We start from the raw sequence: 25,084 nt of genomic DNA on the forward strand, positions 1-25,084 counted from the left end.
CCTCACACCTTACCGGCTTCCTCTTCCAAAAAGGCGGATAGATCGAAGCCACCTGTTATCCGGTACATGTCATGAACCATTCGCCCGGCCACCTCCAATGCTTCCCAGTAATCGGCCGCAATGCCTAATATAAGAATATCGTTCTTCTTAAAAAATGGGGCAAACAGCTCCGCAGTGGGGTAGATATCAAGTATATTATTCCCATTTGAAGCGGGCATAATCACATAAATATCAGGTCTTGGCTTTGATTTACGAATTCCCTGTATAATTTTGTACCGTTTCTTCTTGGCCTTTTCGCCTACGTACAGACGGTTAAACCAGCTTATTTTCATCATCCATCAGCTCTTCCAATAATTCCTTGCAGGTTTCTTTTTCCGCTTCATCAAGACAGCTTGTAAGACTTCCTGTGATATACGACTGAATTTCATCCATCGAATTAAAGTACACAGGAAGGTCTGATAAAACCTTCGCCATTATGGCACGCACCACTTGTTTGGAAGACCCGGCAAAGATTTCTTCCAGTTCTTTAAAATACGCACCTGCTTCTTTTTCCAGAGAAATACGGTCTACCAATACCCCTTCCTCTGTCTTTTCGGTTTCTTCCTGAGAAGATAAGTACTTTAATTTTGCAAAACTGCTTCCGGACAGCAGCCGGTCTACATTAACTGCTCTTATATAATCCGGATCCCGGTTCCATTCTTCACTCTCCTGGGGAAGCTCAGTCTTTAAATACCGTTCAAAGAACGCTTCCTGTCGGCCTTCCATCTGAGTGAGCTTATGAAAAAGCTCATCGGATCCAAAAGAACCTTCCCCCTTATGGAATTGTTCCAGAACTTCTTTTACAATGGAGGAGTAAAGCTCCTCTTCCTTCACATCCACAACAGCATCTCTTCCAGCCATTAAAAGAACACAAAAATCATTGACAATTTCCTGAATCATCACATAAAAACCAGATTCCTTTGTAAGCCCTTCGGAAGCATCTAAAAGCTTATCCATAGCCTCCTCAAAGCCTTCTGATGCCATATTCTTATAATCCGTCCTTCGAAGCTGTTCCAGAAGCTGAAAGAACTCCTCATATTCCTGGCCCATATCCTTTGGAAGCTGTGCCATGGATTCCGTGCGGAGTGTATACATCATATCTTTAAGGCTTTCCATAGAAGAACCGATATATACCGACAGCCCCTCCATAACCAGACTGAAAAATTTCTGTTTTGTCAAACGGACCGGTAACTGACCAATTACCTCTTTGATTCTTCCATTCATCACAGCCGTTTCGCTGGATCCGGTAATGTACTCCATTAAACGCTTTGCAAACTCATTATCAGAAAGAGAGCTTTCTGGCATAGACTTAAATTTTCTCTCCATACGGTTTAATACGTATTCATAAATCTGAAAGCAATCTGCATAGGAAGTCATTACCTCAACCTTACCAGTAATATCTTCTCTAAGCTTCAAAACTTCCTCCAGTACGTCCCCACCGGAATAATGATCAGAAAGAAGCTGGTTCAGACGTACACTGCAATCAGAAATATGCGGGGAAACAAGAGTCTCTTCTTCTAAAGCTTCAAATAGAGTATAGTAATTCAGCGCAAGCCTCACATAGGAGTACTGGTAAGCTGCTGTCATCTGTTTTTTCAGTAATCGGGTATCCAAATTATATCTCCTTTCGGAATCTGTCACGTATTGTAATTGGCTAGAATCGACCGCCTTAATAAATCCAGAGCCTTCACAACTGACTGCTCTCTGATTTTCTCACGATTTCCTTTAAAGTGGTATTCTTCCACCTTCACCTTATCTTTCAGATAGCAGGCAATATACACCAGTCCCACAGGCTTCTCCCCTTCGGAAACTGGTCCTGCAATTCCTGTCACGGCAATACAGACATCCGCACCTGTAGCAAAGACACCGCCTAAGGCCATCTCTTTTGCTGTCTGCTTGCTGACAGCGCCGTATTTTTTCAGAGTGCTTTTATTTACATTGAGATGCTTTCTCTTTGCCTTATTGGAGTAAGTGACAAACCCTTCCCGAAACACCTGGGAGGCTCCCGACACATTAACGATACGGCCTGAAATCAGACCGCCTGTGCAGGATTCTGCCGTTGTCACTGTTAATTCATGTTTTTTCAAAAGTCGGACCACTGCCATTTCTAAGGTCTCTTCTTCCTTCGTGGTATAGACATCATTACCGAAACGGCTCTTAATCTCTTTTACAACCGGCTTTAAAAGCTCCTTTGCCTCTTCTTCACTGGAAGCTTTGGCAGTGACCCGTAAATGAACCTCGGCCGTCTTGGCATAGGTAGCAATGGTAGGATTTGACTGGCCACTAATTAAATCAAGCAGCTTGTCTTCCACCTGGCTCTCTCCCTGACCACAGATTTTAATCATCTGGGAACGAATCACTTCCGGCTGGCGCTTTTGTAAATAAGGAAATACCTGTTCCTCAAACAGAGGCTTTAATTCACCTGGAGGTCCGGGCAGTAAAATAGCTGTTTTCCCGTCCTTTTCCATAATCAGCCCAGGAGCCGTACCATTGTGGTTATCGAGAACCATGGCCCCCTGAGGGGTCATGGCTTGTTTCCAGTTGTTGTCCGGTATCTCTTTATAAATACTGTTTTTAAAATACTCGCTGATCCGATCTCTCGTATGGGCATCTTCTTCCAATGAAAATCCCATAACTTCAGCACAGACCTCTTTTGTCAGATCATCCTCCGTAGGTCCAAGACCGCCGGTTAAAATTACAACATCCGAGCGATTTAAGGCAGTCTCCATCACCTGGGACAAACGTTCCCGGTTGTCACCTACCGTCACCTGATGATACATGGATAATCCCAAAAGAGCACACTTTTGTGCAAGGTACTGGGTGTTCGTATTTACAATATTTCCGAGCAATAGCTCCGTTCCAACTGAAACAAGTTCGACAACCATAATGATTACATGCTCCCTTCTGTAAGAACCTTATAATTTTTTACAATATAATCAACCAGCGATACGATCGTAAGTATGGTTGCAAGCCAGATAAATACGGCTGTAACCGGTGATAGCAGCGGTATATTTACAATAAGAAGTACAGACATGACCATCTGGGAAACTGTTTTAAATTTCCCCCATTGGCTTGCGGCAATCACGACGCCATTATCAGAAGCCACCAGACGAAATCCGCTGATGATAAATTCCCGGCTTATGATTACAATAACAATCCAGGCAGAAAGCTGATTCAATGCGGTAAAACAAATCAGGCCAGAACAGACCAGAAGCTTATCTGCCAGCGGGTCCATAAACTTTCCGAAATTCGTTACCAGTCCATATTTTCTTGCAATCATTCCATCTAACATATCCGTAAAGCTTGCAATCACAAATATGGCGGCCGCGATCCAGCGGTAAGTAACATTTGTGCCACCCTCTAACAGAAGAAATAAAACAAAAAACGGAATCATGATAACCCTTAAAATCGTTAGCTTATTCGGTAAATTCATCTTCCAACTCTCCCATCAAATCATATTCCATAGCTCCGGTAACCCGAACCCTGGCAAAATCACCTGACATCAGTTCTACACCGGTCTGGACAAATATCATACCATCCACACCAGGTCCATCCATATAAGTACGTCCTACATAAGCATTTTCATCTGCTACTTTGCCCTCGATCATAACTTCAACTGTCTTTCCGATCATAGACTCTGAATGCTCTAAGGAAATTTCCTGCTGAAGCTCCATAATTTCATCACGGCGGTCTTCTTTTACTTCCTGATCTACGTGATCCGGAAAATCAGCCGCTGGTGTATCTTCTTCTGCAGAATAAGCGAACACTCCAAGACGTTCAAACTCCATCTCATCTACAAATCCCATGAGTTCTTCATGGTCTTCCTCTGTTTCACCAGGGAAACCGGAAATAAGTGTGGTTCGAAGGGCAATGTCCGGGATTTCTTTTCTAAGCTTTTCCACGATCCCACGAAGCTGATCCTGAGTCGTTCTTCGTCCCATGCGCTTTAATATACGATCACTGGCATGCTGAATCGGCAGGTCAAGATAATGGCAGATCTTCTCTTCTTCCTTCATGGTCTGAATCAGCTCATCCGTAATTTCTTCCGGATAGCAATACTGAATTCTGATCCACTGAATGCCTGAGATACGGCAAAGCTTCTTTAAGAGTTCAGGAAGAGACTTTTTGCCATAGAGATCCACACCGTAAAGTGTGGTTTCCTGTGCAACTAAGATAAGCTCTTTTACCCCTTTTTCAGCCAGTTCTTGTGCTTCCTTTATAAGTCTTTCCATAGGAACGCTGCGGTAGTTTCCACGAAGGGTAGGGATAATACAGTAAGTACAGTGCTTATCACAGCCTTCTGCAATTTTAAGGAACGCATAATGACCTCCGGTGGTAAGAACTCGTCCAGTTTCCATCTCTGGAATTCCGTCTAAATCGTGGAAACGCTGTACGTGTTCTACACCGCTTAAAGCTTCCCTTAACACATTGGAAATCTCGTCATAGGTGGAAGTTCCAAGAATTCCATCTACTTCCGGAATCTCATCAATGATCTCCTGCTTATATCGCTGAGCAAGACAGCCTGTTACAATAAGTGCCTTGCAGTTTGCGTCTACCTTTCTTTGAGCCATCTCCAGTATGGTATTGATGCTTTCCTCCTTTGCATCTCCGATAAAACAGCAGGTATTGACTACAATAACATCTGCCTCATATTCATCATCGGTAAAGGTATATCCGTCTTTATTTAAAAGGCCCAGCATCATCTCCGTATCTACCAGATTCTTGTCACAGCCCAGTGAAACACATAATAATTTCATCCTAAAACTCCTGTCGTAAATATTCGTATATGAGAAAAGCCATCTACCAAAAGGGAGACGGCCTTCTTCTTAATTATCGTCTTCTTCTGTTGCGTCCGCTTCGCTCAAAATCTTTACTTGGCCTTCATACAGCTCTTCTACGGCAACAGAAAGCGGTTTTTTACCGTATCCCGGTACGGAAGGCTCAGAACCACCAATGATCTGTCTTGCTCTTTTCGCAGCTGCAATCACGATAGAATAACGGCTCTGGACAACAGGAGCATCTCCTGGTTCAACCTCACTGTTTACTACATTAATCAAATCTGAATAAGATGGATGTAACATCTTTGTTCCCCTTTCTAAGTCAACTATATATTCTTTAATTCTTCCCGAATGTGGGATAAAAATGCCATGTTATTGGATGCCCGGTTATGCTGGACCTGTATCATCTGGTGCATTGCTTCCACGCAGGTTTCAATTTTGTCATTGATGAGGATATAGTCATAAGCTTCCATTCCCTCTGCTTCTTCTGCAGCCCGTTTCAGCCTGGCGTTGATTACTTCCATGCTCTCCGTGCCCCGTCCGATCAGCCTGCGCTTTAATTCCTCTGCGTTTGGCGGCATAACAAAAATCAAAATAGTCTCAGGAAAACGTTCTTTGATTTTAAGTGCTCCCTGTATTTCAATTTCCAGAATTACATCCTTGCCCTGTTTCATCTGATTTAAAACATATTCCTTGGGAGTTCCGTAAAAATGTTTTACATACTGGGCATATTCAATCAGGGCATCTTTTTCAATCATGTCCCGAAAGGATTCCTCTGTTACAAAAAAATATTCTCTCCCATCAGCTTCCCCTTCTCTTGGGTTTCTGGTGGTAGCAGATATGGACAGCGCATAATTATCGTACCGCTTCAGGAGTTCCTTCATAAGAGTTCCTTTTCCAGCCCCTGAAAAACCGGATACTACTGCCAACATGCCTTGCTCATTCATGAATCTGTTACACTCCCTATTCAATATTCTGGATCTGCTCTCTGACCTTTTCAATCTCGGTCTTTAATGTAATTGCTTTGTCAGAGATCTCCAGATCATTGGCCTTGGAAAGAATGGTGTTGGCTTCCCGGTTCATCTCCTGTGCGATGAAATCCAGTTTCCTTCCTACACTTCCCCCAGCCTCCAGCTCTGTCCGGGTATTATCAATGTGGCTTCTTAACCGAACGGTTTCCTCATCCACACAAATTTTATCAGCAAATATCGTAACTTCTGTGGCAATCCTTCCTTCATCAATGGAAGCACCAGCCAGCAGTTCTTTTACCTTGTCCTCAAGCTTAGCACGGTATTCCATAAGAATCCTTGGAGAGCGTTCCTCAATAAAGTCAAGAAGGTCGTTCATCAGTCCAAGCTTTTTAAGAAGGTCATTCTTCAAGGTCTCACCTTCGGTGATTCTGGTTTCCACAAAACGCTTTGCAGCCTCCTCAATGGTTTCAGAAAGGAGCTTCCACATCTGGTCCTCATCTTCAGGAACCTCATCCATGGTAAGAACCTCCGGGCATTTAGCCAGTGCAGATACCTTAATATCGTTCTGGATTCCGAACTCTGCCTCCATCTTTGCGAAATAATCCATATATTCAGCGGCCAGAGCACTGTTATACTTTAAGCACAGCTTATTCTCTGTATAATCCTCGTAGCTGATAAAAACATCAACCTTACCCCGCTGTATATAATTCTTTAACAGATTTCTGATTCCTGCTTCAAAGAAATTAAACTTTTTCGGCATCTTCACGCTTAAATCCAAATACCTGTGATTTACAGCTTTCATCTCGACGGAAATCTTATATTCATCCGTGACGGTCTCGTACCTGCCGAAACCTGTCATGCTCTTAATCATTGCAAATGCCTCTCTTTCGCCATAGATATTAACCATTATAAGTCATATTAAAAAACAAGTCAATTGGTTTTAAATTTTACACAACAGCGTTTTTGTGGTATACTATCCTTATTTTAATCAGACTTTTACCGGAGGAAATAATACAATGGCTTTAGACGGAATTGTTATGGCTAATCTCGCAGCAGAAATGAAAAACCGGCTGGAAGGCGGAAAAATCGCCAAAATCGCCCAGCCGGAAAAAGACGAACTGCTGTTTACGATTAAAAATCAGAAAAATACATGGAGGCTTTTAATCTCCGCCAGCGCCAGTCTTCCACTGGTCTATTTTACAGAATCCAACAAGCAAAGTCCCATGACCGCGCCTAATTTCTGCATGCTTTTACGAAAACACATTGGAAATGGCCGAATCCTGAGTGTAAGCCAGCCTGGCCTTGAACGTATCCTGTGTCTGGAGATTGAACATTTAGACGAATTAGGGGACAAGCGTGTAAAAAAGCTTATCGTTGAAATCATGGGCAAGCACAGCAATATCATCTTCTGCAATGAGGAAGATATGATTTTAGACAGCATCAAGCATATATCAGCCCAGGTAAGCTCTGTGCGGGAGGTACTTCCTGGCAGGACCTATTTTATCCCCCAGACCACAGAGAAAAGAGACCCTCTCACCATCACCCAGGATGAGTTTATTAAGACCATTGGCACGACGCCGGCCCCTATACAAAAAGCCTTGTATTTAAAGCTGACCGGCTTTAGCCCCATTATGGGCCACGAGCTCTGTCACCTGGCGTCTCTTGATGGAGACCACTCTGCTAACGAACTGTCTGAAATGGAGATGCTTCATCTATACCGGACCTTCTCTCATCTTATGGAAGATATCAGGCAGGAGAATTTTTCACCTAATATCATTTACCGCCAGGATGAGCCTGTAGAATTTTCTGCACTTCCTATGACCTGTTATGAAGGTGACGGCTATGAGGCAGTCTCTTTTGAATCCATCAGTTCTCTGCTGGAGAGCTACTATGCTTCTAAAAATACCATTACAAGAATTCGTCAAAAATCAGTGGACCTTCGTAAAATTGTCCAGACAGCACTGGAGAGAAACTATAAAAAGTTTGACCTGCAGGAAAAACAGCTAAAGGATACAGAGAAAAAAGATAAATACAAGGTATATGGAGAGCTTTTAAACACCTATGGATATGAGCTGTCCGGTGGGGAGAAAAAATTCACCTGTTTAAACTACTACACCAACGAAGAGATTACTATTCCTCTTGATGACCAGTTATCCGCGAAGGAAAATGCACAAAAGTTTTTTGATAAATATAATAAGCTGAAACGTACCTTTGAAGCTGTTACAGAACAGATCAAGGAAACCAGACAGGAAATTGATCATCTGGAATCCGTGAGCGCTGCTTTGGATATTGCTCTGAAAGAAGAAGATCTGGTTCAGATTAAAGAAGAGCTGATGGAGTATGGCTATGTCAAGCACCGCCGTGCTGGTGATAAAAAGCCGAAGGTGACCAGCAAGCCGTTTCATTACATCTCATCCGACGGCTTCCATATCTATGTAGGGAAAAATAATTATCAAAACGAAGAACTCACATTCAAGGTGGCAACCGGTAACGACTGGTGGTTCCACGCAAAGGGAATCCCCGGCTCCCATGTTATTGTAAAATCAGAAGGTAAGGAATTGCCGGACCGGGTTTATGAAGAAGCTGGAGCTCTGGCCGCTTATTATTCCAAAGGCAGGGACGGCGACAAGGTTGAAGTGGATTATATCCAGAAAAAACAGATTAAAAAGGTGACTGGCGCAGCTCCCGGCTTTGTCATCTACCATACGAATTACTCCATGGTGGCAGAACCAAAGCTGATCCTGGAGGAAGTTCAATAAATAAACGAATAAATAGTGCCGCGCTCATAGCCGATCAATAGCTTTGAACGCGGCACATTTTTTCGCCCACTTCTTTGTAGGCTTTTTCAAATTCCTTTGTTACTTATTCAACCTATTACTGTGTTTTTCCTGTAACCGGAAATGATTGAAAGGAAGGAACTCCATCTACAATGGCTGCTACTTGATAGCGGTACTCCACCCCCTGTGTCAATCCAGAATCCCGGTAAGACCGGTTGCTTTCTCCTACTGTTCCAATCTGTCTGAAATTATGTCCTGGTTCGGCCCGGTAAACTGCGTATCCAGTAATCTGATGCCCGTATTTGCCATCACTTCCAGCGGTCCAGTTTAATTCCATAGTCTGGGAATTAAGCTGTTTCCCAGTAATCTCCGGCACTTTAATTCCGCTGGATAATAAATAGCTTAAATTGGCAGGCTGATTATACGCCGTATTCTGCCAAGCCACACCTTCCCTGTAAGCCCGGTCCGTTAAAAGACAGGGAACCCGATAGGAGGTTTCAATGGGAGTACTGTAAATCCTGATCTTATTCTTATCCTGTCCATCCCGGACAATCACTTCTTCTCTCCAGTCTCCTATGATATCCGCTACAAGACAGGCGTTTGATTTTGTTCCATTATTCGTAAGAGTACCATTCATCTGGATCAGTACATCTGTTTTCTGGTTTTCATAATCCCATTTTTGAACCTGAGGAATCAGCTGTGTGGAATTATTGGAATCAAACAATTCCATGAGCAGATCTCCATCCCAGAATATGGAGAAATTCTGGCTTGGCCTTTTGCCCTCCTCATATATCCGCTCTCCTTTGGCATTGTAGGTAATTGCATTAACAGCTGCCCACATTTCTGCACCAGGATATCTTGGATCGATATCAGCAGCTACGCCACGTCCCGTATCCTTGCCATACTGATATCCCCATAAAATCTTTCCTGTTTCCGCATCGTGAAGTTCCACATGATACTGGGCATTTTTCTCCTCATGTACCTGGAATACTTCCAGTCTTCCGTCATCATTCCAGTCACTGACATGCATGGCATCCCCATGACCAAGGCCAGTGGTATATTTGGGCTTTCCGTCATGGTCAAGCGTCAGAGATCCGTAGATGATTTCATCCTTTCCATCACCATCCACATCATTAATAGAAAGATTGTGGTTTCCCTGACCTGCATATTTGTCACCTGTAGGCACATCAAACAGCCATTTCCTCGTCAGCTTCCCATTCTTTAGATCCCATGCAGCAATTGCTGTCCTCCCATAATAGCCGCGGCAGAATACAGCACTTGGATTTGTTCCATCCAGATATGCTGTAGCCGCCAGAAAACGATCCACCCGGTTGGCGTATCCCTGAGGTTCTTTGTTTCCCTTGCTGTCCAGTCCCCACATGGAGGTATCCCAGATCCCTGTTTGGGCATTGTAGATTCCTCTGGAAGGAAGATAAGCTGTGGTATCAATGATTTTTCCTGCCCTGCCGTCAAATGCAGTTAAGTACTCATCGCCTTTTACAATCCGTCCGATTCTTCCGCTGAAGCTGCGGAAATCATATTTTTCGCTGATTTTATTGGTTGGAAGTGCTTTTGAACTGACAGCACCCACGTGCCCGGTTTCCTTTAAGCTTCCATTTACATTTTGGTAGGTGGTTGACCCATCGGCAGTCTTTACCATCACCTCCGCACATCCATCGCCGTCATAATCCCAAACCTGGAACTGGGTATAATGGGCTCCTGAACGAATATTAACTCCTAAGTCAATTCGCCACATCAGGTTAGCGGCTCCTGTGCCCGTATCAATATCATAGGCATCCAAAAAGGTAGTTCCCGTATACCCGTCAATGGAATTGTCCTGAGCATTGTCAGGATACCATTTGACAATTAGCTCCAAACGTCCGTCTCCATTTAAGTCCCCCACAGACATATCATTGGCCGTATAATCTGTGACAGAGCCGTCTGGCATGGTCTGTGGATCAGGTGCTTTAAGAGTCAGCTCCAAATATTCCTGCTTCCACGCAGACGTTGTTAAACCAACACGATTCCTTCCCGAGTTATCCTCTAAATTGTATCTGTCTCCTGCCCTTCCCTGGCGGTCAAAATAATTTGTATTGCTCCCACGATACACTTCCAGACCATTACGCTTTAGAGTAAACTCTGTTCCACTTCCATCTTCCGGATAATACCGCCAGCTTACCAAAGCTCCCTGATTGGTCGTAACGGCTGTCAGTGCCCTGTCAGACGTATTTTCCAGTCCTCCATAAATTTGTTTGGAAAACATGTTTTCTGCATTGGCAGTCATCCCTGGTACTCCGCTGACCATAATTAAAATACCCGTCAATGCAACAAAGCTTTTTCTTATTCTTCTCCTTAAATACATTCCTTCTCCTCCATCTTCATAATAATCCCCTTACTGTTAATTGAAACAGGAGTATCCCCCCTTGACTCGTTCAACCCTCCTTCCAATATTGTTAATAAAATTCAGGAATCTCCTGAAATAATTCTAACATTTACTTATAATATCTGTAAATAATCATGTTATGACCCAATATTGGCCCCTAAACATCAGGGAATAGATCGCCTGTTATCATAATAAATACCAGCATGGCCTTCCTTTGGAAAGAGAGCCAGTTATTCCAGACCATATAATGTGTGACTATTCTCTTCTTAAAATACAAAAAGCAGGTCTCAAGAAAGAATATATCATTCTTCCTTGGACCTGCCGTATATCGTCCCACACTGTAGTATTTTCTTTTAATTATCAGAAAGCTCTACTACAGCCTTTCTCACGGGAACGTTGGTTATCACCTCAATATAATATTTCTCTGGAATCAAAATTTTCCTTCTGCGTTTAGAGAGTACCCTTTTCTCCGCAGAGGCAGCTGACTTTTTTTCATCCAAATTGAGAAACTTCTGAAACAAAGACCTTCTCATGAATACGTTCTCCTAATTCCTTTTACCACATGTACACAAAGCAATTATTCCGTTTATCCAATTTTTACTAACTCATTCACCCTATTGTCATATTCAATCATAAAATCATGGAATATAACTACTATTGCACTGAACAACTTATAAAACAATGATTGTATTGACGCCTTGTCAATTAAATCATTATTTCCCCCTTAGTTATTCAGTGCAATTTAAATTAATTCATCAAACAGCTACTCACACTGCTTGAAGTAATCTAGCTTTTTCATTATCCCTGGCCTTAGCCTTTTTACATACTCATACCGGACATCTTGCTTATAGTTGCTTTTACCGCTTTTGAAATCTGTCTAAAATCATTTTTTTGCATCGCGAGCTTTTAATACTTCTTCCGGGATTTTTCTTTCATAAATTCCAGCAGGTATACTTCTCCCTACTGAATTTAAGGACACCTTTACTAAAGCTTTCTGAACTCTTTCAATCAATGTTTTCTTCATCCCTTGTACTCTCCTTTTTATATTTTTTTATTTTGGGGAAGTAATGTCAATACTTCCAAAATAACAGGAATCATAGTCAGTTCTCTGATTGACGGAAAGATTGAGGCTAATGCCATCAAAACAATCAATACTACAAAAGAAAATATCTTCTTTTGTAATTTGTCCTGAGAACTGAAATATTCAATATTGATGGTGCGGGGAACACAAAGCAGAATCACCAATGTGGATGCAGCAAATATCAGAGGCAGTACGGAAATATGTATATTAAACCAATTGTCTGCCAACAGAGAAACTGCCCATACCAGTACCATGCTGATTCCACAGCCCAAACCGGTTTTGGCGTGAATGCCTCCAGCCTGTAGCCTTAGACCGCAAAAGGATGATAATATAATGAAAGTTTCAAAGCCCTTTCCAATAAAAATACCAATCAATTGAATCAAGGCGAACTTTATCATATTATCCAGCAATAATTCCATTCCATATTGAATCACTTTGTTTTCGTCTTGACTTTTTGGACTTATCTTATTCATCCAATTACAAAATCCGACAGCAATCCCAGATATACTCATTATTATCACCACCACATATTGCTATATTAGCACAAAATTTTACATGTGAATGTTTTTGCAATTTTCGTTGAATTTTTCTTCTTAAACGTTAGATGTCTATTTTAAGGAAACAATTCTCTTTACTTTCCATATGCAACAAGGTAAAATGGATATACTTACCAACGAGAGGAAACATCATGACTTACTTAATTTACACCTTGACCGGCGGCATATGCATATATTTTTCAAGCATTCATCTATTGCCCCATAAAATGACGAACGTCAGAAAACTTTGTATCTTTATGTACGCGTTTGGCAGTCTTTTTTTATTTAACAGAATTTACGGACAAGCCAGTACATACATTACCTTTGTAGGGATCTTATTGCTTGTTTTTATTTTTGCAAAGGAACCTTATTTTAATATGTCGTGTTTTTTATTCGGATATCTTTATACCATCGCTTTCAATTACCTTTTTATGTGGGTTGCCGGTCTTCTGCTTCAAATGGACATGCAGGATTTACTGACACATAACAGGCTGAACATTATATTTTCTATCACTTACAGTGTATACTGCGGAATTACCACGAAACTGCTGGGATGGTATATCCATAAAAAGCTGAATATATTCCAATACTTAACAAATTCTCATTTGTTAAAGGCCATATTTATTGACCTTTTTATTTTGGTATTCTTTTATATCTTTAACTTCTCCTATGGGGAGTACTTAGGGTATAATTATGGCGTGATTGCGTTAAACGGTATTATATTCCTTTTGCTGTTTGCGATTACCGTTTATCTCATGTATTCCATTTATAGGGCCACCACGGGAGAACAGGCTTATAAACATCGTATGGCCCAATTTGAGAACCTCCGCCACTATACGGAGCGGCTGGAGAAATCTTATGGGATCATGCGTAAATTCAAGCATGATTATATGAATATCTTAAGTACTATGTCAGGCTATATGGAAGAGAATAACATGGATGGCCTGATGAAATATTACGGGGATCAGGTTCTTCCTATCAGTCATGCCTTTGCGGAATCAGATACGAAGCTGGGAGCCTTGTCAAATGTAAAAAATACTGCTTTAAAAAGCCTCCTTTCCTCTAAATTCATCTATTCCATGGAAATTGGAATTAAAGCAGAGATCGAATTGTTGGAACCCATTGACGCCCTGCCTATGGATTCCCTGGATCTTTCCCGTGTCATCGGAATCTTTCTGGATAATGCCATTGAGGCTGCAACAGAAACTAAGGATAAACAATTGGCTTTCTGTATGTTCTATAAGGAGCAGGATCTTTATATCATCATCAGAAACTCCTCTCCCGAACTGGACCATCCCATCTCGGAGCTGCGCAATCAGGGAATCTCTTCAAAGGGAGTAAATCGTGGAGTGGGCCTTTATAATGTGGAGATGATCCTCAATCACTATGAAAATGTCATCTGGAATACTACATACGAAAATCCTTATTTTACACAGGAAATAATCCTTAAGAAAAACAATTTATAAGGAGTAAGAAATGATACATATATATCTTTGTGAAGATAATAACAGGCAATTGACACGTTGGAAAAGCGTGGTGGAAAAATATTTGCTGATGAATTCTACTGAATCTCAGCTTTACTGCACTGCAAATAGTCCATCCGAACTGCTTGAGATAAGAAAAAAATCAACCGTTACCGGCCTGTACTTTTTAGATATTGATTTACAGTCTGAGAAAAACGGAATTGAACTGGCTCAGGAGATACGGAAATACGATCCAAGGGGATATATTGTATTTGTCACCACACACAGTGAAATGGCGGTTCTCACCTTCCAGTATAAGGTGGAAGCCATGGATTTTATAGTAAAAGATGAAATAGAAACACTTCCTGACCGGATATGTGCCTGCATTAAAAATGCAGAAATCAATTATAAAACACAGCTGGACTCATCAAGCCGCCTGCTCTCAGTAAAGGTAGACAAGACCTCCCTGATTCTTGACCAGGACGATATTGTAGCCATTACTACCAGTGAAGATTATCATAAAATCATGATTCATACGAAAAACGGGGTACGACAGATGTCAGGGTCTTTAAAGGAACTGATAGCCGTTCTAAATCCTGCATTCTGTCAATGCAGCCGTTCTGCTATCGTAAATATGAAGCACGTAGTGAAGTATTCCAGAGAAGAAGCGCTCTTAACCATGGATAACAAAGAAACGTATTCTGTTTCCATCCGAATGCTGGGTAAGATTCAAAGGGCTTTAAAACAGCTTTAGACAGCAAGTTTAGACAGTAAAAAAGGGTACCCCTTTAAGTTCATGGAACTTTCAACGGGTACCCTTTTTCTTTTTATGTTCGTAATAGATATGATAAATATAAAGCAGCTTTAGCAGCCATCACTATATGTGCCCTTGGATTTCACCAGCTTTGGACGATATCCCTGGGAAGTCAGCGCTGCCATGATCGTATTCTTATGATCCGTTCCAAACGCCTCAAGGGTAATGCGAAGCTCTACCGCAGAGTTTCTGTTGATGCTGATGAACTGGTTATGTTCCAGACGAATGACATTGCCCTGTTCCTTGGCAAGCAGAGCAGATACTTTTGCAAGCTCTCCTGGCTTGTCCGGAAGGAGAATGGAAACGGTAAAGATACGGTCTCTCTGAATTAATCCCAGCTGAACAATAGAAGCCATAGTAATGACATCCATATTTCCGCCGCTTAAAATAGAAACGATTTTCTTATTATCCACATTCATATGCTTTAATGCCGCAACCGTAAGAAGTCCAGAGTTCTCCACTACCATCTTATGATTTTCAACCATATCAAGGAATGCAACGATGAGTTCAGAATCTTCTATGCTGATGATTTCATCCACATTGTCCTGTATATAGGGAAAAAGCTTATCTCCCGGACATTTGACAGCAGTACCATCTGCGATTGTGTTGATGCTTGGAAGAGAAACCACCTTCCCCTGGCGTATGGATTCCTGCATACAGTTGGCTCCAGCCGGCTCTACCCCTATGATCTTAATCTTTGGATTTAACATCTTGGCAAGAGTGGATACTCCTGTGCACAATCCGCCGCCACCGATGGGGACCAGAATATAATCAACGGTTGGAAGCTCTTTGACAATCTCCATGGCGATGCTTCCCTGTCCGGCAGCAATGTCCAAATCATTAAATGGGTGAACAAATGTGAGTCCCCGCTCTTCTGCCACCTTGTAGGCGTGATCACATGCTTCATCAAAAACATCGCCTTCCAGAATTACTTCAGCGCCATACCCTTTTGTTCTGTTTACCTTCATAAGAGGTGTGGTAGTTGGCATAACAATCGTAGCAGGGATACCAGCTAACTTTGCCGCATAGGCGACACCCTGGGCATGATTGCCGGCAGAAGCGGTAATCAGACCTCTTGATTTTTCGTCCTCCGATAAAGTGCTGATCTTATAATACGCCCCGCGAACCTTGTAGGCTCCGGTATACTGCATATTCTCCGGCTTAAAATACACCTTGTTCCCGGTCTGGGCAGAGAAGTACTCACTGTATACCAGCTTAGTTTCCAGAGTTACCTTACTTACGACTTCTGATGCTTCTTCGAACTTTTCCAATGTCAACATATTTTAAGCCTCTACTTTCTCATCTGCGTGAAACAATGCATTCACAAACTCGTTTGCATTGAACTTCTGTAAGTCATCGATTTTCTCCCCAACACCAATATATTTTACAGGAATGCCAAGCTCAGACTGAATGGCAACAGCAATTCCTCCTTTTGCAGTACCATCGAGTTTAGTCAGGATGATTCCAGTAATATCGGCAACCTCCATAAACTGTCTGGCCTGAACAAGTGCATTCTGTCCGGTGGTTCCATCTAAGACCACCAGAGTTTCCCGGTAGGCATCCGGATATTCCTTATCAATGATCCGGTTGATTTTCTTAAGCTCCTCCATAAGATTTTTCTTGTTATGGAGGCGCCCTGCCGTATCACAGATGAGAATATCTGCCTGTCTGGACTTTGCCGCAGCCACTGCATCGTATACAACGGCGGCCGGGTCTGAGCCTTCCTGCTGGGCAATGATATCCACATTGGCTCTTCTGGCCCATTCTGTAAGCTGTTCAATGGCGGCAGCACGGAAGGTATCAGCGGCTGCAACAATGACTTTTTTCCCGTCGTCCTTCATCTGACCTGCCAGCTTTCCAACGGAAGTGGTTTTCCCTACTCCATTGACGCCGATGACAAGGAGCACGGATTTGCGGTTCTCAAATTCATATGCATTTTCGCCAAGGTCCATCTGCTCTCTGATGCTGTCCATCAGAAGCTCCTTGCATTCGGAAGGATCTTTAATTCCGTTCTCTTTCACTTTCTTTTTTAGATCTTCAACAATAGACATGGTGGTCTGGATGCCCAGATCTCCCATGATGAGAATTTCTTCAATCTCTTCATAAAACTCATCATCAATCGCCGAGAAGCCGCTGAAAATGGAATCCACGCCGGCGATAATGTTATCCCTTGTCTTTTGAAGTCCAGCAACCAGCTTCCCAAAAAATCCCTTTTTCTCACTCATAGTCGGTCTCCTTAACTTTCTAGATCTTCCTCAATCAGATTTACTGATACAAGCGTTGAAACGCCTTTCTCCTGCATGGTAATACCAAACAGGCGGTCCGCAGATACCATAGTACCACGTCTATGTGTAATTACAATGAACTGCGTATATTTCGTCAGCTTATGAAGGTATTTTGCAAAACGGTCTACGTTAGAATCATCCAGTGCCGCCTCAATCTCATCCAAAAGACAGAATGGGGATGGCTTTAAGTTCTGAATGGCAAACAGTAAGGCAATGGCAGTCAGCGCCTTTTCCCCACCAGAAAGCTGCATCATGTTCTGAAGCTTCTTTCCTGGCGGCTGGGAGATAATCTGGATTCCTGCTTCCAGGATGTCTTCATCTTCCACCAGCTCTAAGGTTCCGCGGCCGCCTCCGAACAGTTCTTTAAATACCTTATCAAATTCTGCCCGGATTTCCCGGAATTTTTCCTCAAACTGCTTTCTCATTCCAGAATCCAGCTCATCTATGATCTTTAACAGAGTTCCCTCTGCTGATACAAGATCATCATGCTGAGTCTTCATAAACTCATATCGTTCTGAAACTTCCTTATAATCTTCAATGGCATTGACATTGACATTGCCAAGCTTTCGAATCTCATCCTTTAAAGATGCGATCATCCGCTTAATGTCCGGAAGAGACGTCCATTCATGATTCCTTAGTGCCTCAGCGGAAGAGAAGGTCAGTTCATATTCGTTCCACATATAGTTTACGTGGCCTTCCATTCGTTCATTCAGCTTTTCTTTCTGGCTTTGGAGCCGGAATAGTTCCTTATCCAAAAGACCGATACGGCCGGTGAGCTCTTCCCTGGTCCGAAACAGTTCTTTCTGCTCCTTTGACTTTAACTCCTTTTTACCTGCCTTATCCGCAATCGACTGTTCCAATTCTTCCCCACGGGACTTTTCTTTATGGATCTGACCCTTTAAAAGCTCAATCTCTTTTTCCTTTTCCCCTACAATGAGCTGGGAATCATCGGAACCGTTTGTGAGTCCCAAAAGTTCTTCTTCCAGCCGCCGTATCTCTTCTTTGATACGCTTTATATTCTCCTGCTCAAAATCATCCTTCTGTTTTAAACCTGAGGCTTCAAGCTGTACGGCAGATAAATTTCTGTAAAACTGTTCTCTGTCTGACTTAGCCTTTTCCAGACCGGAATTTAAAAGCTCCAGTTCTTCACCAGTATCCCGGTTCTGCTTTTCCAGAGTTTTCACCGCAGTAAGAAGCTCTTGCTGGCTTCCTCCGATTTCCCGGATCTGTGCCTCCAGCTGAACATTCTCCCGTTCCAGATCTCCGTAGGATTCCCGGATTTCTGTCTTTTTATCTTCGATTCTCTTAAGATTGATGCGAACGGTATTCTGTTTTAAATAAAGACTCTGCTTTTCTCCCCGGATTCGGTCCAGCTCTTCCTTGCTTTCCGCTAAAAGACCTTCATTCATCACCAGCTCTTTTTCCAGCTGTTCCACATCGCTTAGAGCCTTGGTGCAGCGTTCTTCCAGTTCTTCGATCTCTCTTTTTCGTCCAAGAAGGTTACTTGTGTTTTTAAATGCACCACCGGTCATGGAACCGCCTGCACTTAAAAGCTCTCCTTCCAGGGTGACGATACGAAGGGAGTACTGGAATTTCTTAGCTAGGGCAATGGCATTGTCAATGGTGTCTACCACCACCACGCGGCCCAGAAGATAATTCATCAGGCCTTCGTACTGCTTGTCTGCTTCCACCAGAGTATTGGCAAGACCAAGAACACCTGGTTCTAAAAGAGCCTTTTCCTGGGAAAAGGAATTCTTGCTTGATATACTTGTAAGAGGTAAAAAGGTAGCCCGGCCGAACCGGTTCTTTTTTAAATATTCAATCAACTGCTTGGCAGTCTGGTCTGAATCCGTAACAATATTTTGGATGCTTCCGCCCAGAGCGGTCTCAACGGCAATTTCATACTGTTTCGGCACTGTAATTAAATCTGCCACAACGCCGTGAATGCCCTTAATCCGGTCTCGGACTTCCATTACCTTACGGATGCTTCCGCCATAACCTTCATACCGTTCTGCAAGGTTTCTTAAGGACTCAAGCTTCGTATAGCTGGTATGATACTCCTGCTGTTTGTCGTTTAAGTTCTTATTCAGCCGTTTGACCTGGGCTTCCAGCTCCTCTGTCCTGCTTTCGCATAAAGACTGGGCTTCATCCCGCTGTGATATTCCCTCATCGATTTCATCTGCTTCTTTTTTCAGATTTAAAAGCAGCTCATCCTGCTCGGATTCGTCACTTTTAAATTTCAAAAGCTTCTGACATACTTCGGAACGGCGGACATTGACCTGTTCAAGCATGGCTTCATACCGCTGCTGTCTGGCAGTCAGGGATCCTTTGTCATTTAAAAGATCCATCATACGGCCTTTGCCTTCGTCCAGCTTTTGTTCAAAGGAGCGGATTTTTTCATCCTCTGCAGTGAGAATCCCTTCCGCTTCCTTTAGTTTCTCCAGAGCTGCGTTTACCTGGCTGGCAATATCTGCACGCGCCTGCTGGTAGGAAACCTCCTGTTCCTGCCTGGAAGCGATCTCCGTATGTATGGTTTTAATACGGCCTGCAATATGCTCTGCGTTCATACGCTCCGTATTAATCTGCTCCTTCAATACGTTAATTCGGCCTTCCAGACCGCTGATCTCCATATTGGAACTGTTTTTTTCATTCCGCAGGGCATTAATGGCCTCATCCAGTTCCGTTAAGTATGTATCAAGGGCATCGTATTGCTCTTTGATTCCCTCGGAAATCGTCTTTGCATCTTCCAAATCTTTGGCTACGATGTTTTCCTTGTCTTCACTTTCTTTTATCTGAAGTCTGAGTCCCTCAGTCTCCATTAAAAACTGGTTCACATCGTATTTTTTTAATTCCTCTTTCAGTCGAAGGTATTCTTTTGCTGCTTCGGATTGTCTGGCAAGAGGACCCACCTGCTTTTCTAGCTCCGTTAAAATATCATTGACACGGACCAGATTTTGTTTTTCATCCTCCAGTTTTTTCTGTGCGATTGCCTTACGGCGCTTGAATTTAACAATACCAGCCGCTTCATCGAACAATTCCCGGCGTTCCTCTGGTTTTCCGCTTAAGATTTTATCAATCTGACCCTGTCCGATAATGGAATACCCCTCTTTACCGATTCCAGTATCATAGAACAGTTCATTAATGTCTTTTAAACGGCAGGCGCTGCCATTGATCATATACTCGCTTTCACCAGAACGGTAAACTCTTCTGGATACGGTTACCTGATCATAATCAATGGCAAGATGCTTGTCCGAATTATCCAGGGTAATGGCAACATAAGCAAACCCCTGGGGCTTACGCTGCTCGGTTCCTGAAAAGATTACGTCCTGCATGCTGGAGCTTCGAAGCTGTTTTACCTTCTGTTCTCCAAGCACCCAACGCACTGCATCGGCAACATTGCTTTTTCCGCTCCCATTAGGCCCCACAATGCCGGTAATTCCATTATGGAAATCAAATACGATTTTATTGGCAAATGACTTAAAGCCCTGTATCTCAATACTTTTTAAATACATAGTTCACGCCGACAGACTGTTAACGCCTGCCCTTTCTTCGTTTTTTGGACATGAAAACCCGCCATTAACGCGCTTTCTCTTTTTTCAGTGCAAGAATACCATGGTAGGCCGCTACCTGCTCCGCTGCCTTTTTGGTTCTGCCGCTTCCCTGTCCGATGGCCTTATTTCCTATAAGAACCTGGGCTTCAAATAATTTGTTATGGTCTGGTCCTTCTTCCCGTAAAAGCTTGTAGGTCAGCGGTTCCTCTGTCTGGCTCTGTACAATCTCCTGCAAGATAGTCTTGCTATCATAAAAGAGCTGTTTGTGTTCCAGGTCATTCATAATAAAACGCAAAATGAACTCTTTTGCATTAGCAAAACCACCGTCCAGATAAATAGCCCCAATTAATGCTTCCATGGCATCAGACACGATGGAAGCCCGTCCTCTTCCTCCGGTCGCCTCTTCTCCCTTGCCTAAGAGAAGATATTCCCCAAGCTTTAATTCTTCCGCGCAGTATGCCAGTGTGGGTTCACAGACAATGCTTGCCCGAACCTTAGTTAAATCACCCTCCGGCCTGTCCGGATATTTGTGATACAGGCAGTCGCTTGAAAATAATTCTAACACAGAATCTCCCAAAAACTCCAGCCGTTCGTTGCATTCCAGCTTGTTTAAGCGATGCTCGTTGGCATAGGAACTGTGAGTCATTGCCTGCGTCATCAGATGCTTGTCTGAAAAACGGTAGCCGATCCGTTCCTCCAGTTCTTTTAAATTTCTACTCATATAATCCCTCTTTCCCTATTATGAAAGAAGGTGCTGCTAAAAGACCCTACGGTTCCAGCAGCACCCACATCTATTAATTTAAAGCATTCTTGATCTGATCTACTGCATCGCTGACACTAACAATGTTTTCTGCCACTTCAGTTGGAATCTCAATATCAAATTCCTCTTCAATGCCCATAATGATCTGGAACACATCAAGGGAGTCAGCTCCAAGATCATCCACAAATGTGGAGTTCAAGTTAACCTCATCCGGCTCAATATTTAATACCTCTGCAATAATATTCTGTAACTTCTCAAATTCCATTTCTTTTCCTTCCTCTCTCCTATTCTTTACTTCCTTCATTCACTGATTTAAGACTTTCTCTTATCTTATCATTAATTCCCTGTTCTTTGAAGGTTACACACTGAAGTATGGAGTTTTTTACTTCTACCGCTTTTGAATTACCGTGGGTTTTTACAACCAGACCGTTAAGTCCCAGAAGCGGTGCTCCGCCGTATTGGGATGCGTCAAATGATTTTAATGTTTCCTTCAAAGCGGGCTTTACTAGCAAAGCTCCTATCTTGCTCCTCAAGCTTCCCATCATACCGCTTTTCACCTTGCCGATCAAGGTTGCGCCCACTCCTTCATAAAGCTTTAGGATTACATTTCCTACAAATGCTTCACAGACAATAACGTCTGCTCCGCCGCGGGGAATCTCCCTTGCTTCAATGCTTCCGGTAAAATTGATGTCTTCACATTCTTTTAACAGTGGAAAGGTTTCTTTTACAAGCGCGTTTCCCTTTTCCTCTTCTGCGCCGATATTGACTATGGCTACTCTGGGGTTTTTAATCCCCATAACGTGCTCCATATAAATGGAACCCATTCTTGCGAACTGTACCAGATGTGACGATCTGGCATCTACATTGGCTCCGCAGTCAATCAGCAGGGAAACTCCTTTTTCTGTAGGAATTAACGGAGCGAGCGGCGGTCTTTCCACGCCCTTAATCCGGCCGACAATTACCTGACCGCCAACTAAGATGGCGCCCGAGCTGCCTGCCGATACAAATGCATCCGCTTCCTTTTGTTTTACCAGATTCATTCCCACAACAATAGAAGAATCTTTCTTCTTTCGTATAGCATTAACCGGAGATTCTTCCGTCTCGATTACCTCTGATGCATTTACAATCTGTATCTGTTCTTTCTGATATTGATGCTTTGAAAGTTCTTCTGATACAATCTGCTCTTTCCCTACTAAGAGAACCTGGATCCCTTTATTCGCATTCACAGCCGCCACAGCACCTGCTACCATCTCTGCTGGCGCATAGTCTCCACCCATGGCATCTACAGCTACTTTAATCATCATGATTCCCCTTTCAAGTAATTCCTTAGATAATCTATTACATAATATACTAAATATTATTCTATAAATCAATAATAAATTGAGAAATTTAAAAGAGGAACGAAAAAACAAAATAAAGGATTCCGAATCCTAGTATGCCCGCTTTTTACAAATGATTTTAATCTTTTAGGAAGTCAAATTTTTTTCTACCTTCTTCATAACAAAAATATAAGCAATGCCGGTAAATACTGCTGCGCTGACCCAGGCCGCCGGATCTCCTGCACAGGATAAGGGAAAGCTTAAGAAACGGATTGCAAATACTGCCATGATAAGGCGCGCTATGAGTTCTACCACGCCGCCCATCATGGGAAGAAATCCGTACCCACAGCCCTGCATAGTATTTCTGAATATGAAAATCGTACTTAAGGGAATATAAAATAAAGCGCATAAATAAATATAAGTCTTTGCCCAGGGAAGCATTGCTGAAATATCCACATCACCGGAAAAGAACAGCCCAAGAGCGTGTGGCAGCGTAAGGCATACCGCAGCGGAGCTTACGATGGCATAGACAAATTCTGTGGAAAGTGCCAGCCGGACCCCTTTTCTGATTCTCTTAATATCCCCTTTTCCGTAATTCTGACCCGTATAAGTTGCCATGGTCTGACCCATTGCCATCATTCCCTGCATGGCAATGTTCTGAAACTTGCTGGCTGCCGTAAAAGAGGCGACTGCCGTAGAACCAAATAAATTGATCGCAGACTGCATGATCATGGTGCCGGAAGCCGTTATCCCGAATTGAAGAGCCATCGGGATTCCCACAGACAGCTGATGCCTTGTATCGCGAAAGCTCAGCTTCCAGTGGTGCGCGAATGGTGCAAGCGCCGGGACTTTCTTAAAAATGTAAATAAGGCAGAGTATGGCGGAAATTGCCTGCGATACATTGGTCGCCCAAGCCGAACCTGCCACCCCCCACTGAAAAACAATTACAAAAAGCAGATTAAGTAAAAGATTTAGTGCCGAGGAAAATGCCAGGAAATAAAGAGGAACTCTGCTGTTTCCCACGGCCCGTAAAAAAGAGGAAAACAGATTATAAAATACGTTTGCAACAATACCTATGCAAATGATTGATATATATGTCAATGCATCATTAAAAATATCATCCGGAGTGTTCATAAGTCTTAAAAGCGGCTTCATAAATAGAAGGCTGATCAATGTCATAAACACGATAACAAAAATAGATAATATCGTACCATTTGCCACAGAATGCTTGGTCCCCTCCCTGTCGCCAGCTCCATACCTCTGGCTGGTAAGAACCGTAAAACCAGTACTCATTCCCTGGGAAAAACCAATCACTAAAAACATGATAGTTCCTGTGGAACCAACTGCTGCCAGTGCACCTGGCCCTACAAAACGACCCACAATAATGGTATCCACCATATTATAAAGCTGCTGAAAAATATTACCTAAAAATAGTGGCAGTGTAAATTTTAAGATAATTGGTAAGGGACTGCCTTTTGTCATATCTGTTTCCATTGTTCTTTATCCTTCTTTGCTCATAAGTATCCTGTTTTTTAGCAGTGCAAACGTATTCTATCACGTTCCAATGGGCTTGTCACCGATATTTTATAATATAATGAAAAAACAGCCACATCGCTTATGACTTAAGCCTTGTGACTGCATTTCCAATCCCTATTATTTAGCTTTTTGCAGGTTTTAATTCCTTGTCATAAATATTACGGAACCAGCCTCCAAATTTCTTATTGATAAAGTGAATGATATTTCCAATGGTAAAGAATGCGACAACCGTACCTATACCGATGCCGATGATGGTTCCGGTGGATATCATGCTGATGACAACAGTGATTCCAAGCATAATACCGTCATAGAGCACTTTTGCACGTCCAAAAGGCAATTTTGTAATGGCAGAAAGGGCTTGTACTCCGCCATCAGGAGGATTTGGTACAAAGTCCATATTAACCACCATACTGATACCGATTGCGATGCAAAGAATCGCTGATACCAGGAGCACGATTTTTATCATGATACTTGGATTTGATATGATTATAAATTTATTATAAAAATCCACAATCCAGCCAAAAACAAAAGAAAAAGGAAACTGGAGAAGTACTTTGATTTTTATCTTACGATAAATGATGCACTGAAATAATACGTCTGCCAGATAAACTACGGTACAGGCTGTTCCCAGTGTCATTGAGCTGATTTTGCTGATAACAAACGGAACGGAATTTGTTGTAGATACTCCAAGTAAGCATTTTGTGTTTAGTACGACTCCCAGTGCAAGTAAAAGAACCCCAATTACGTATACAGCGATGCGCTGTGCCATTTTAGTATAATTCATATGAATA

Annotated in this window: 23 protein-coding genes; 3 read left to right on the forward strand and 20 right to left on the reverse strand. The window is 42.6% G+C overall.

What is annotated here, in order from left to right; all coding sequences use genetic code 11:
• Positions 1-2: 2 nt before the first annotated feature.
• The 8 genes from T546_RS0109420 to T546_RS0109455 form a co-directional block, all read right to left on the reverse strand.
• Positions 3-335 carry a hypothetical protein gene (locus T546_RS0109420; RefSeq protein WP_242842212.1) on the reverse strand — a complete coding sequence of 111 codons (333 nt, stop codon included), beginning with the start codon at positions 333-335 and terminating at the stop codon, positions 3-5.
• The gene (locus tag T546_RS0109425) at positions 313-1,653 is read right to left on the reverse strand and encodes a hypothetical protein (protein ID WP_026891393.1); all 1,341 of its coding nucleotides are present in this window, start codon (positions 1,651-1,653) and stop codon (positions 313-315) included. The genes T546_RS0109420 and T546_RS0109425 overlap by 23 nt, the downstream gene beginning before the upstream one ends.
• Before the next feature lie 23 nt (positions 1,654-1,676).
• Positions 1,677-2,924, reverse strand: a complete 1,248-nt coding sequence (locus tag T546_RS0109430) for a competence/damage-inducible protein A (protein ID WP_026891394.1) — start codon at positions 2,922-2,924, stop codon at positions 1,677-1,679.
• Between the two features lie 5 nt (positions 2,925-2,929).
• Complete coding sequence (gene pgsA / locus T546_RS0109435; protein ID WP_024835816.1) at positions 2,930-3,472, reverse strand: CDP-diacylglycerol--glycerol-3-phosphate 3-phosphatidyltransferase; 543 nt, start codon at positions 3,470-3,472, stop codon at positions 2,930-2,932.
• Positions 3,456-4,796, reverse strand: coding sequence for a 30S ribosomal protein S12 methylthiotransferase RimO (gene rimO / locus T546_RS0109440; protein ID WP_026891395.1), 1,341 nt, complete (start codon positions 4,794-4,796; stop codon positions 3,456-3,458). The genes pgsA and rimO overlap by 17 nt, the downstream gene beginning before the upstream one ends.
• A gap of 69 nt (positions 4,797-4,865) precedes the next feature.
• Positions 4,866-5,120 (reverse strand): DNA-directed RNA polymerase subunit omega, encoded by a 255-nt coding sequence (gene rpoZ / locus T546_RS0109445; RefSeq protein WP_024835814.1) that lies wholly within the window; start codon positions 5,118-5,120, stop codon positions 4,866-4,868.
• A gap of 23 nt (positions 5,121-5,143) precedes the next feature.
• Positions 5,144-5,764: a guanylate kinase gene (gene gmk / locus T546_RS0109450; RefSeq protein ID WP_026891396.1), complete on the reverse strand. Its 621-nt coding sequence runs from the start codon at positions 5,762-5,764 to the stop codon at positions 5,144-5,146.
• Between the two features lie 16 nt (positions 5,765-5,780).
• Positions 5,781-6,659, reverse strand: a complete 879-nt coding sequence (locus T546_RS0109455) for a YicC/YloC family endoribonuclease (protein WP_026891397.1) — start codon at positions 6,657-6,659, stop codon at positions 5,781-5,783.
• Positions 6,660-6,804: 145 nt separating this feature from the next.
• Between T546_RS0109455 and T546_RS0109460 the strand changes: the two genes are divergently transcribed.
• The gene (locus T546_RS0109460) at positions 6,805-8,547 is read left to right on the forward strand and encodes an Rqc2 family fibronectin-binding protein (protein WP_026891398.1); all 1,743 of its coding nucleotides are present in this window, start codon (positions 6,805-6,807) and stop codon (positions 8,545-8,547) included.
• A gap of 115 nt (positions 8,548-8,662) precedes the next feature.
• On the opposite strand, the gene T546_RS23215 is transcribed toward T546_RS0109460, so the two are convergent.
• The 4 genes from T546_RS23215 to T546_RS0109480 all read right to left on the reverse strand — a co-directional run bounded on the left by T546_RS23215 (position 8,663) and on the right by T546_RS0109480 (position 12,541).
• Positions 8,663-10,927, reverse strand: a complete 2,265-nt coding sequence (locus T546_RS23215; protein WP_051629705.1) for a rhamnogalacturonan lyase family protein — start codon at positions 10,925-10,927, stop codon at positions 8,663-8,665.
• A gap of 374 nt (positions 10,928-11,301) precedes the next feature.
• Positions 11,302-11,481 (reverse strand): hypothetical protein, encoded by a 180-nt coding sequence (locus T546_RS0109470; protein ID WP_026891399.1) that lies wholly within the window; start codon positions 11,479-11,481, stop codon positions 11,302-11,304.
• Between the two features lie 350 nt (positions 11,482-11,831).
• The gene (locus T546_RS0109475) at positions 11,832-11,972 is read right to left on the reverse strand and encodes a hypothetical protein (protein ID WP_026891400.1); all 141 of its coding nucleotides are present in this window, start codon (positions 11,970-11,972) and stop codon (positions 11,832-11,834) included.
• Between the two features lie 17 nt (positions 11,973-11,989).
• A complete protein-coding gene (locus T546_RS0109480) occupies positions 11,990-12,541 on the reverse strand; it encodes an accessory gene regulator B family protein (protein WP_026891401.1) in 552 nt (183 codons plus the stop codon).
• A gap of 482 nt (positions 12,542-13,023) precedes the next feature.
• On the opposite strand from T546_RS0109480, the gene T546_RS0109485 reads away from it, so the two are divergent.
• Together T546_RS0109485 and T546_RS0109490 are read left to right on the forward strand one after the other, a co-directional pair.
• The gene (locus T546_RS0109485) at positions 13,024-14,031 is read left to right on the forward strand and encodes a sensor histidine kinase (RefSeq protein WP_166429807.1); all 1,008 of its coding nucleotides are present in this window, start codon (positions 13,024-13,026) and stop codon (positions 14,029-14,031) included.
• A gap of 10 nt (positions 14,032-14,041) precedes the next feature.
• Positions 14,042-14,782, forward strand: coding sequence for a LytR/AlgR family response regulator transcription factor (locus tag T546_RS0109490; protein WP_026891403.1), 741 nt, complete (start codon positions 14,042-14,044; stop codon positions 14,780-14,782).
• A gap of 110 nt (positions 14,783-14,892) precedes the next feature.
• Here the strand turns inward: T546_RS0109490 and ilvA are convergent, their stop codons facing one another.
• From ilvA to T546_RS23220, 8 genes are all read right to left on the reverse strand, one after another.
• A complete protein-coding gene (gene ilvA / locus T546_RS25305; protein WP_026891404.1) occupies positions 14,893-16,122 on the reverse strand; it encodes a threonine ammonia-lyase in 1,230 nt (409 codons plus the stop codon).
• Between the two features lie 3 nt (positions 16,123-16,125).
• Positions 16,126-17,067: a signal recognition particle-docking protein FtsY gene (gene ftsY, locus T546_RS25310; RefSeq protein WP_026891405.1), complete on the reverse strand. Its 942-nt coding sequence runs from the start codon at positions 17,065-17,067 to the stop codon at positions 16,126-16,128.
• Positions 17,068-17,078: 11 nt separating this feature from the next.
• A complete protein-coding gene (smc, locus tag T546_RS0109505; RefSeq protein ID WP_026891406.1) occupies positions 17,079-20,639 on the reverse strand; it encodes a chromosome segregation protein SMC in 3,561 nt (1,186 codons plus the stop codon).
• A gap of 64 nt (positions 20,640-20,703) precedes the next feature.
• The gene (gene rnc, locus T546_RS0109510) at positions 20,704-21,399 is read right to left on the reverse strand and encodes a ribonuclease III (RefSeq protein WP_026891407.1); all 696 of its coding nucleotides are present in this window, start codon (positions 21,397-21,399) and stop codon (positions 20,704-20,706) included.
• 73 nt (positions 21,400-21,472) lie between these two features.
• The gene (gene acpP, locus T546_RS0109515) at positions 21,473-21,703 is read right to left on the reverse strand and encodes an acyl carrier protein (protein WP_024835800.1); all 231 of its coding nucleotides are present in this window, start codon (positions 21,701-21,703) and stop codon (positions 21,473-21,475) included.
• A 19-nt stretch (positions 21,704-21,722) separates the two neighbouring features.
• A complete protein-coding gene (gene plsX, locus T546_RS0109520; RefSeq protein ID WP_026891408.1) occupies positions 21,723-22,739 on the reverse strand; it encodes a phosphate acyltransferase PlsX in 1,017 nt (338 codons plus the stop codon).
• Between the two features lie 165 nt (positions 22,740-22,904).
• Positions 22,905-24,251, reverse strand: a complete 1,347-nt coding sequence (locus T546_RS0109525; RefSeq protein WP_026891409.1) for an MATE family efflux transporter — start codon at positions 24,249-24,251, stop codon at positions 22,905-22,907.
• Between the two features lie 163 nt (positions 24,252-24,414).
• The gene (locus tag T546_RS23220) at positions 24,415-25,077 is read right to left on the reverse strand and encodes a YczE/YyaS/YitT family protein (RefSeq protein ID WP_051629707.1); all 663 of its coding nucleotides are present in this window, start codon (positions 25,075-25,077) and stop codon (positions 24,415-24,417) included.
• Positions 25,078-25,084: the final 7 nt, after the last annotated feature.

Origin of the sequence: [Clostridium] aerotolerans DSM 5434, from assembly GCF_000687555.1 — a bacterium.
GTDB classification, from domain to species: Bacteria; Bacillota; Clostridia; order Lachnospirales; family Lachnospiraceae; genus Lacrimispora; species Lacrimispora aerotolerans.

Excerpts from the sequence above, each read along its gene's own strand:
- T546_RS0109525 (WP_026891409.1), bottom strand. The coding sequence starts at position 24,251 with ATGGAAACAGATATGACAAAAGGCAGTCCCTTACCAATTATCTTAAAA.
- T546_RS0109490 (WP_026891403.1), top strand. The coding sequence starts at position 14,042 with ATGATACATATATATCTTTGTGAAGATAATAACAGGCAATTGACACGT.
- gmk (WP_026891396.1), bottom strand. The coding sequence starts at position 5,764 with ATGAATGAGCAAGGCATGTTGGCAGTAGTATCCGGTTTTTCAGGGGCT.
- rnc (WP_026891407.1), bottom strand. The coding sequence starts at position 21,399 with ATGAGTAGAAATTTAAAAGAACTGGAGGAACGGATCGGCTACCGTTTT.
- rimO (WP_026891395.1), bottom strand. The coding sequence starts at position 4,796 with ATGAAATTATTATGTGTTTCACTGGGCTGTGACAAGAATCTGGTAGAT.
- ftsY (WP_026891405.1), bottom strand. The coding sequence starts at position 17,067 with ATGAGTGAGAAAAAGGGATTTTTTGGGAAGCTGGTTGCTGGACTTCAA.
- rpoZ (WP_024835814.1), bottom strand. The coding sequence starts at position 5,120 with ATGTTACATCCATCTTATTCAGATTTGATTAATGTAGTAAACAGTGAG.
- T546_RS0109470 (WP_026891399.1), bottom strand. The coding sequence starts at position 11,481 with ATGAGAAGGTCTTTGTTTCAGAAGTTTCTCAATTTGGATGAAAAAAAG.
- pgsA (WP_024835816.1), bottom strand. The coding sequence starts at position 3,472 with ATGAATTTACCGAATAAGCTAACGATTTTAAGGGTTATCATGATTCCG.
- T546_RS0109480 (WP_026891401.1), bottom strand. The coding sequence starts at position 12,541 with ATGAGTATATCTGGGATTGCTGTCGGATTTTGTAATTGGATGAATAAG.
- T546_RS0109460 (WP_026891398.1), top strand. The coding sequence starts at position 6,805 with ATGGCTTTAGACGGAATTGTTATGGCTAATCTCGCAGCAGAAATGAAA.
- T546_RS23215 (WP_051629705.1), bottom strand. The coding sequence starts at position 10,927 with ATGTATTTAAGGAGAAGAATAAGAAAAAGCTTTGTTGCATTGACGGGT.
- acpP (WP_024835800.1), bottom strand. The coding sequence starts at position 21,703 with ATGGAATTTGAGAAGTTACAGAATATTATTGCAGAGGTATTAAATATT.
- T546_RS0109430 (WP_026891394.1), bottom strand. The coding sequence starts at position 2,924 with ATGGTTGTCGAACTTGTTTCAGTTGGAACGGAGCTATTGCTCGGAAAT.
- T546_RS0109455 (WP_026891397.1), bottom strand. The coding sequence starts at position 6,659 with ATGATTAAGAGCATGACAGGTTTCGGCAGGTACGAGACCGTCACGGAT.
- T546_RS23220 (WP_051629707.1), bottom strand. The coding sequence starts at position 25,077 with ATGAATTATACTAAAATGGCACAGCGCATCGCTGTATACGTAATTGGG.
- smc (WP_026891406.1), bottom strand. The coding sequence starts at position 20,639 with ATGTATTTAAAAAGTATTGAGATACAGGGCTTTAAGTCATTTGCCAAT.
- T546_RS0109485 (WP_166429807.1), top strand. The coding sequence starts at position 13,024 with ATGGACATGCAGGATTTACTGACACATAACAGGCTGAACATTATATTT.
- plsX (WP_026891408.1), bottom strand. The coding sequence starts at position 22,739 with ATGATTAAAGTAGCTGTAGATGCCATGGGTGGAGACTATGCGCCAGCA.
- ilvA (WP_026891404.1), bottom strand. The coding sequence starts at position 16,122 with ATGTTGACATTGGAAAAGTTCGAAGAAGCATCAGAAGTCGTAAGTAAG.
- T546_RS0109420 (WP_242842212.1), bottom strand. The coding sequence starts at position 335 with ATGATGAAAATAAGCTGGTTTAACCGTCTGTACGTAGGCGAAAAGGCC.
- T546_RS0109475 (WP_026891400.1), bottom strand. The coding sequence starts at position 11,972 with ATGAAGAAAACATTGATTGAAAGAGTTCAGAAAGCTTTAGTAAAGGTG.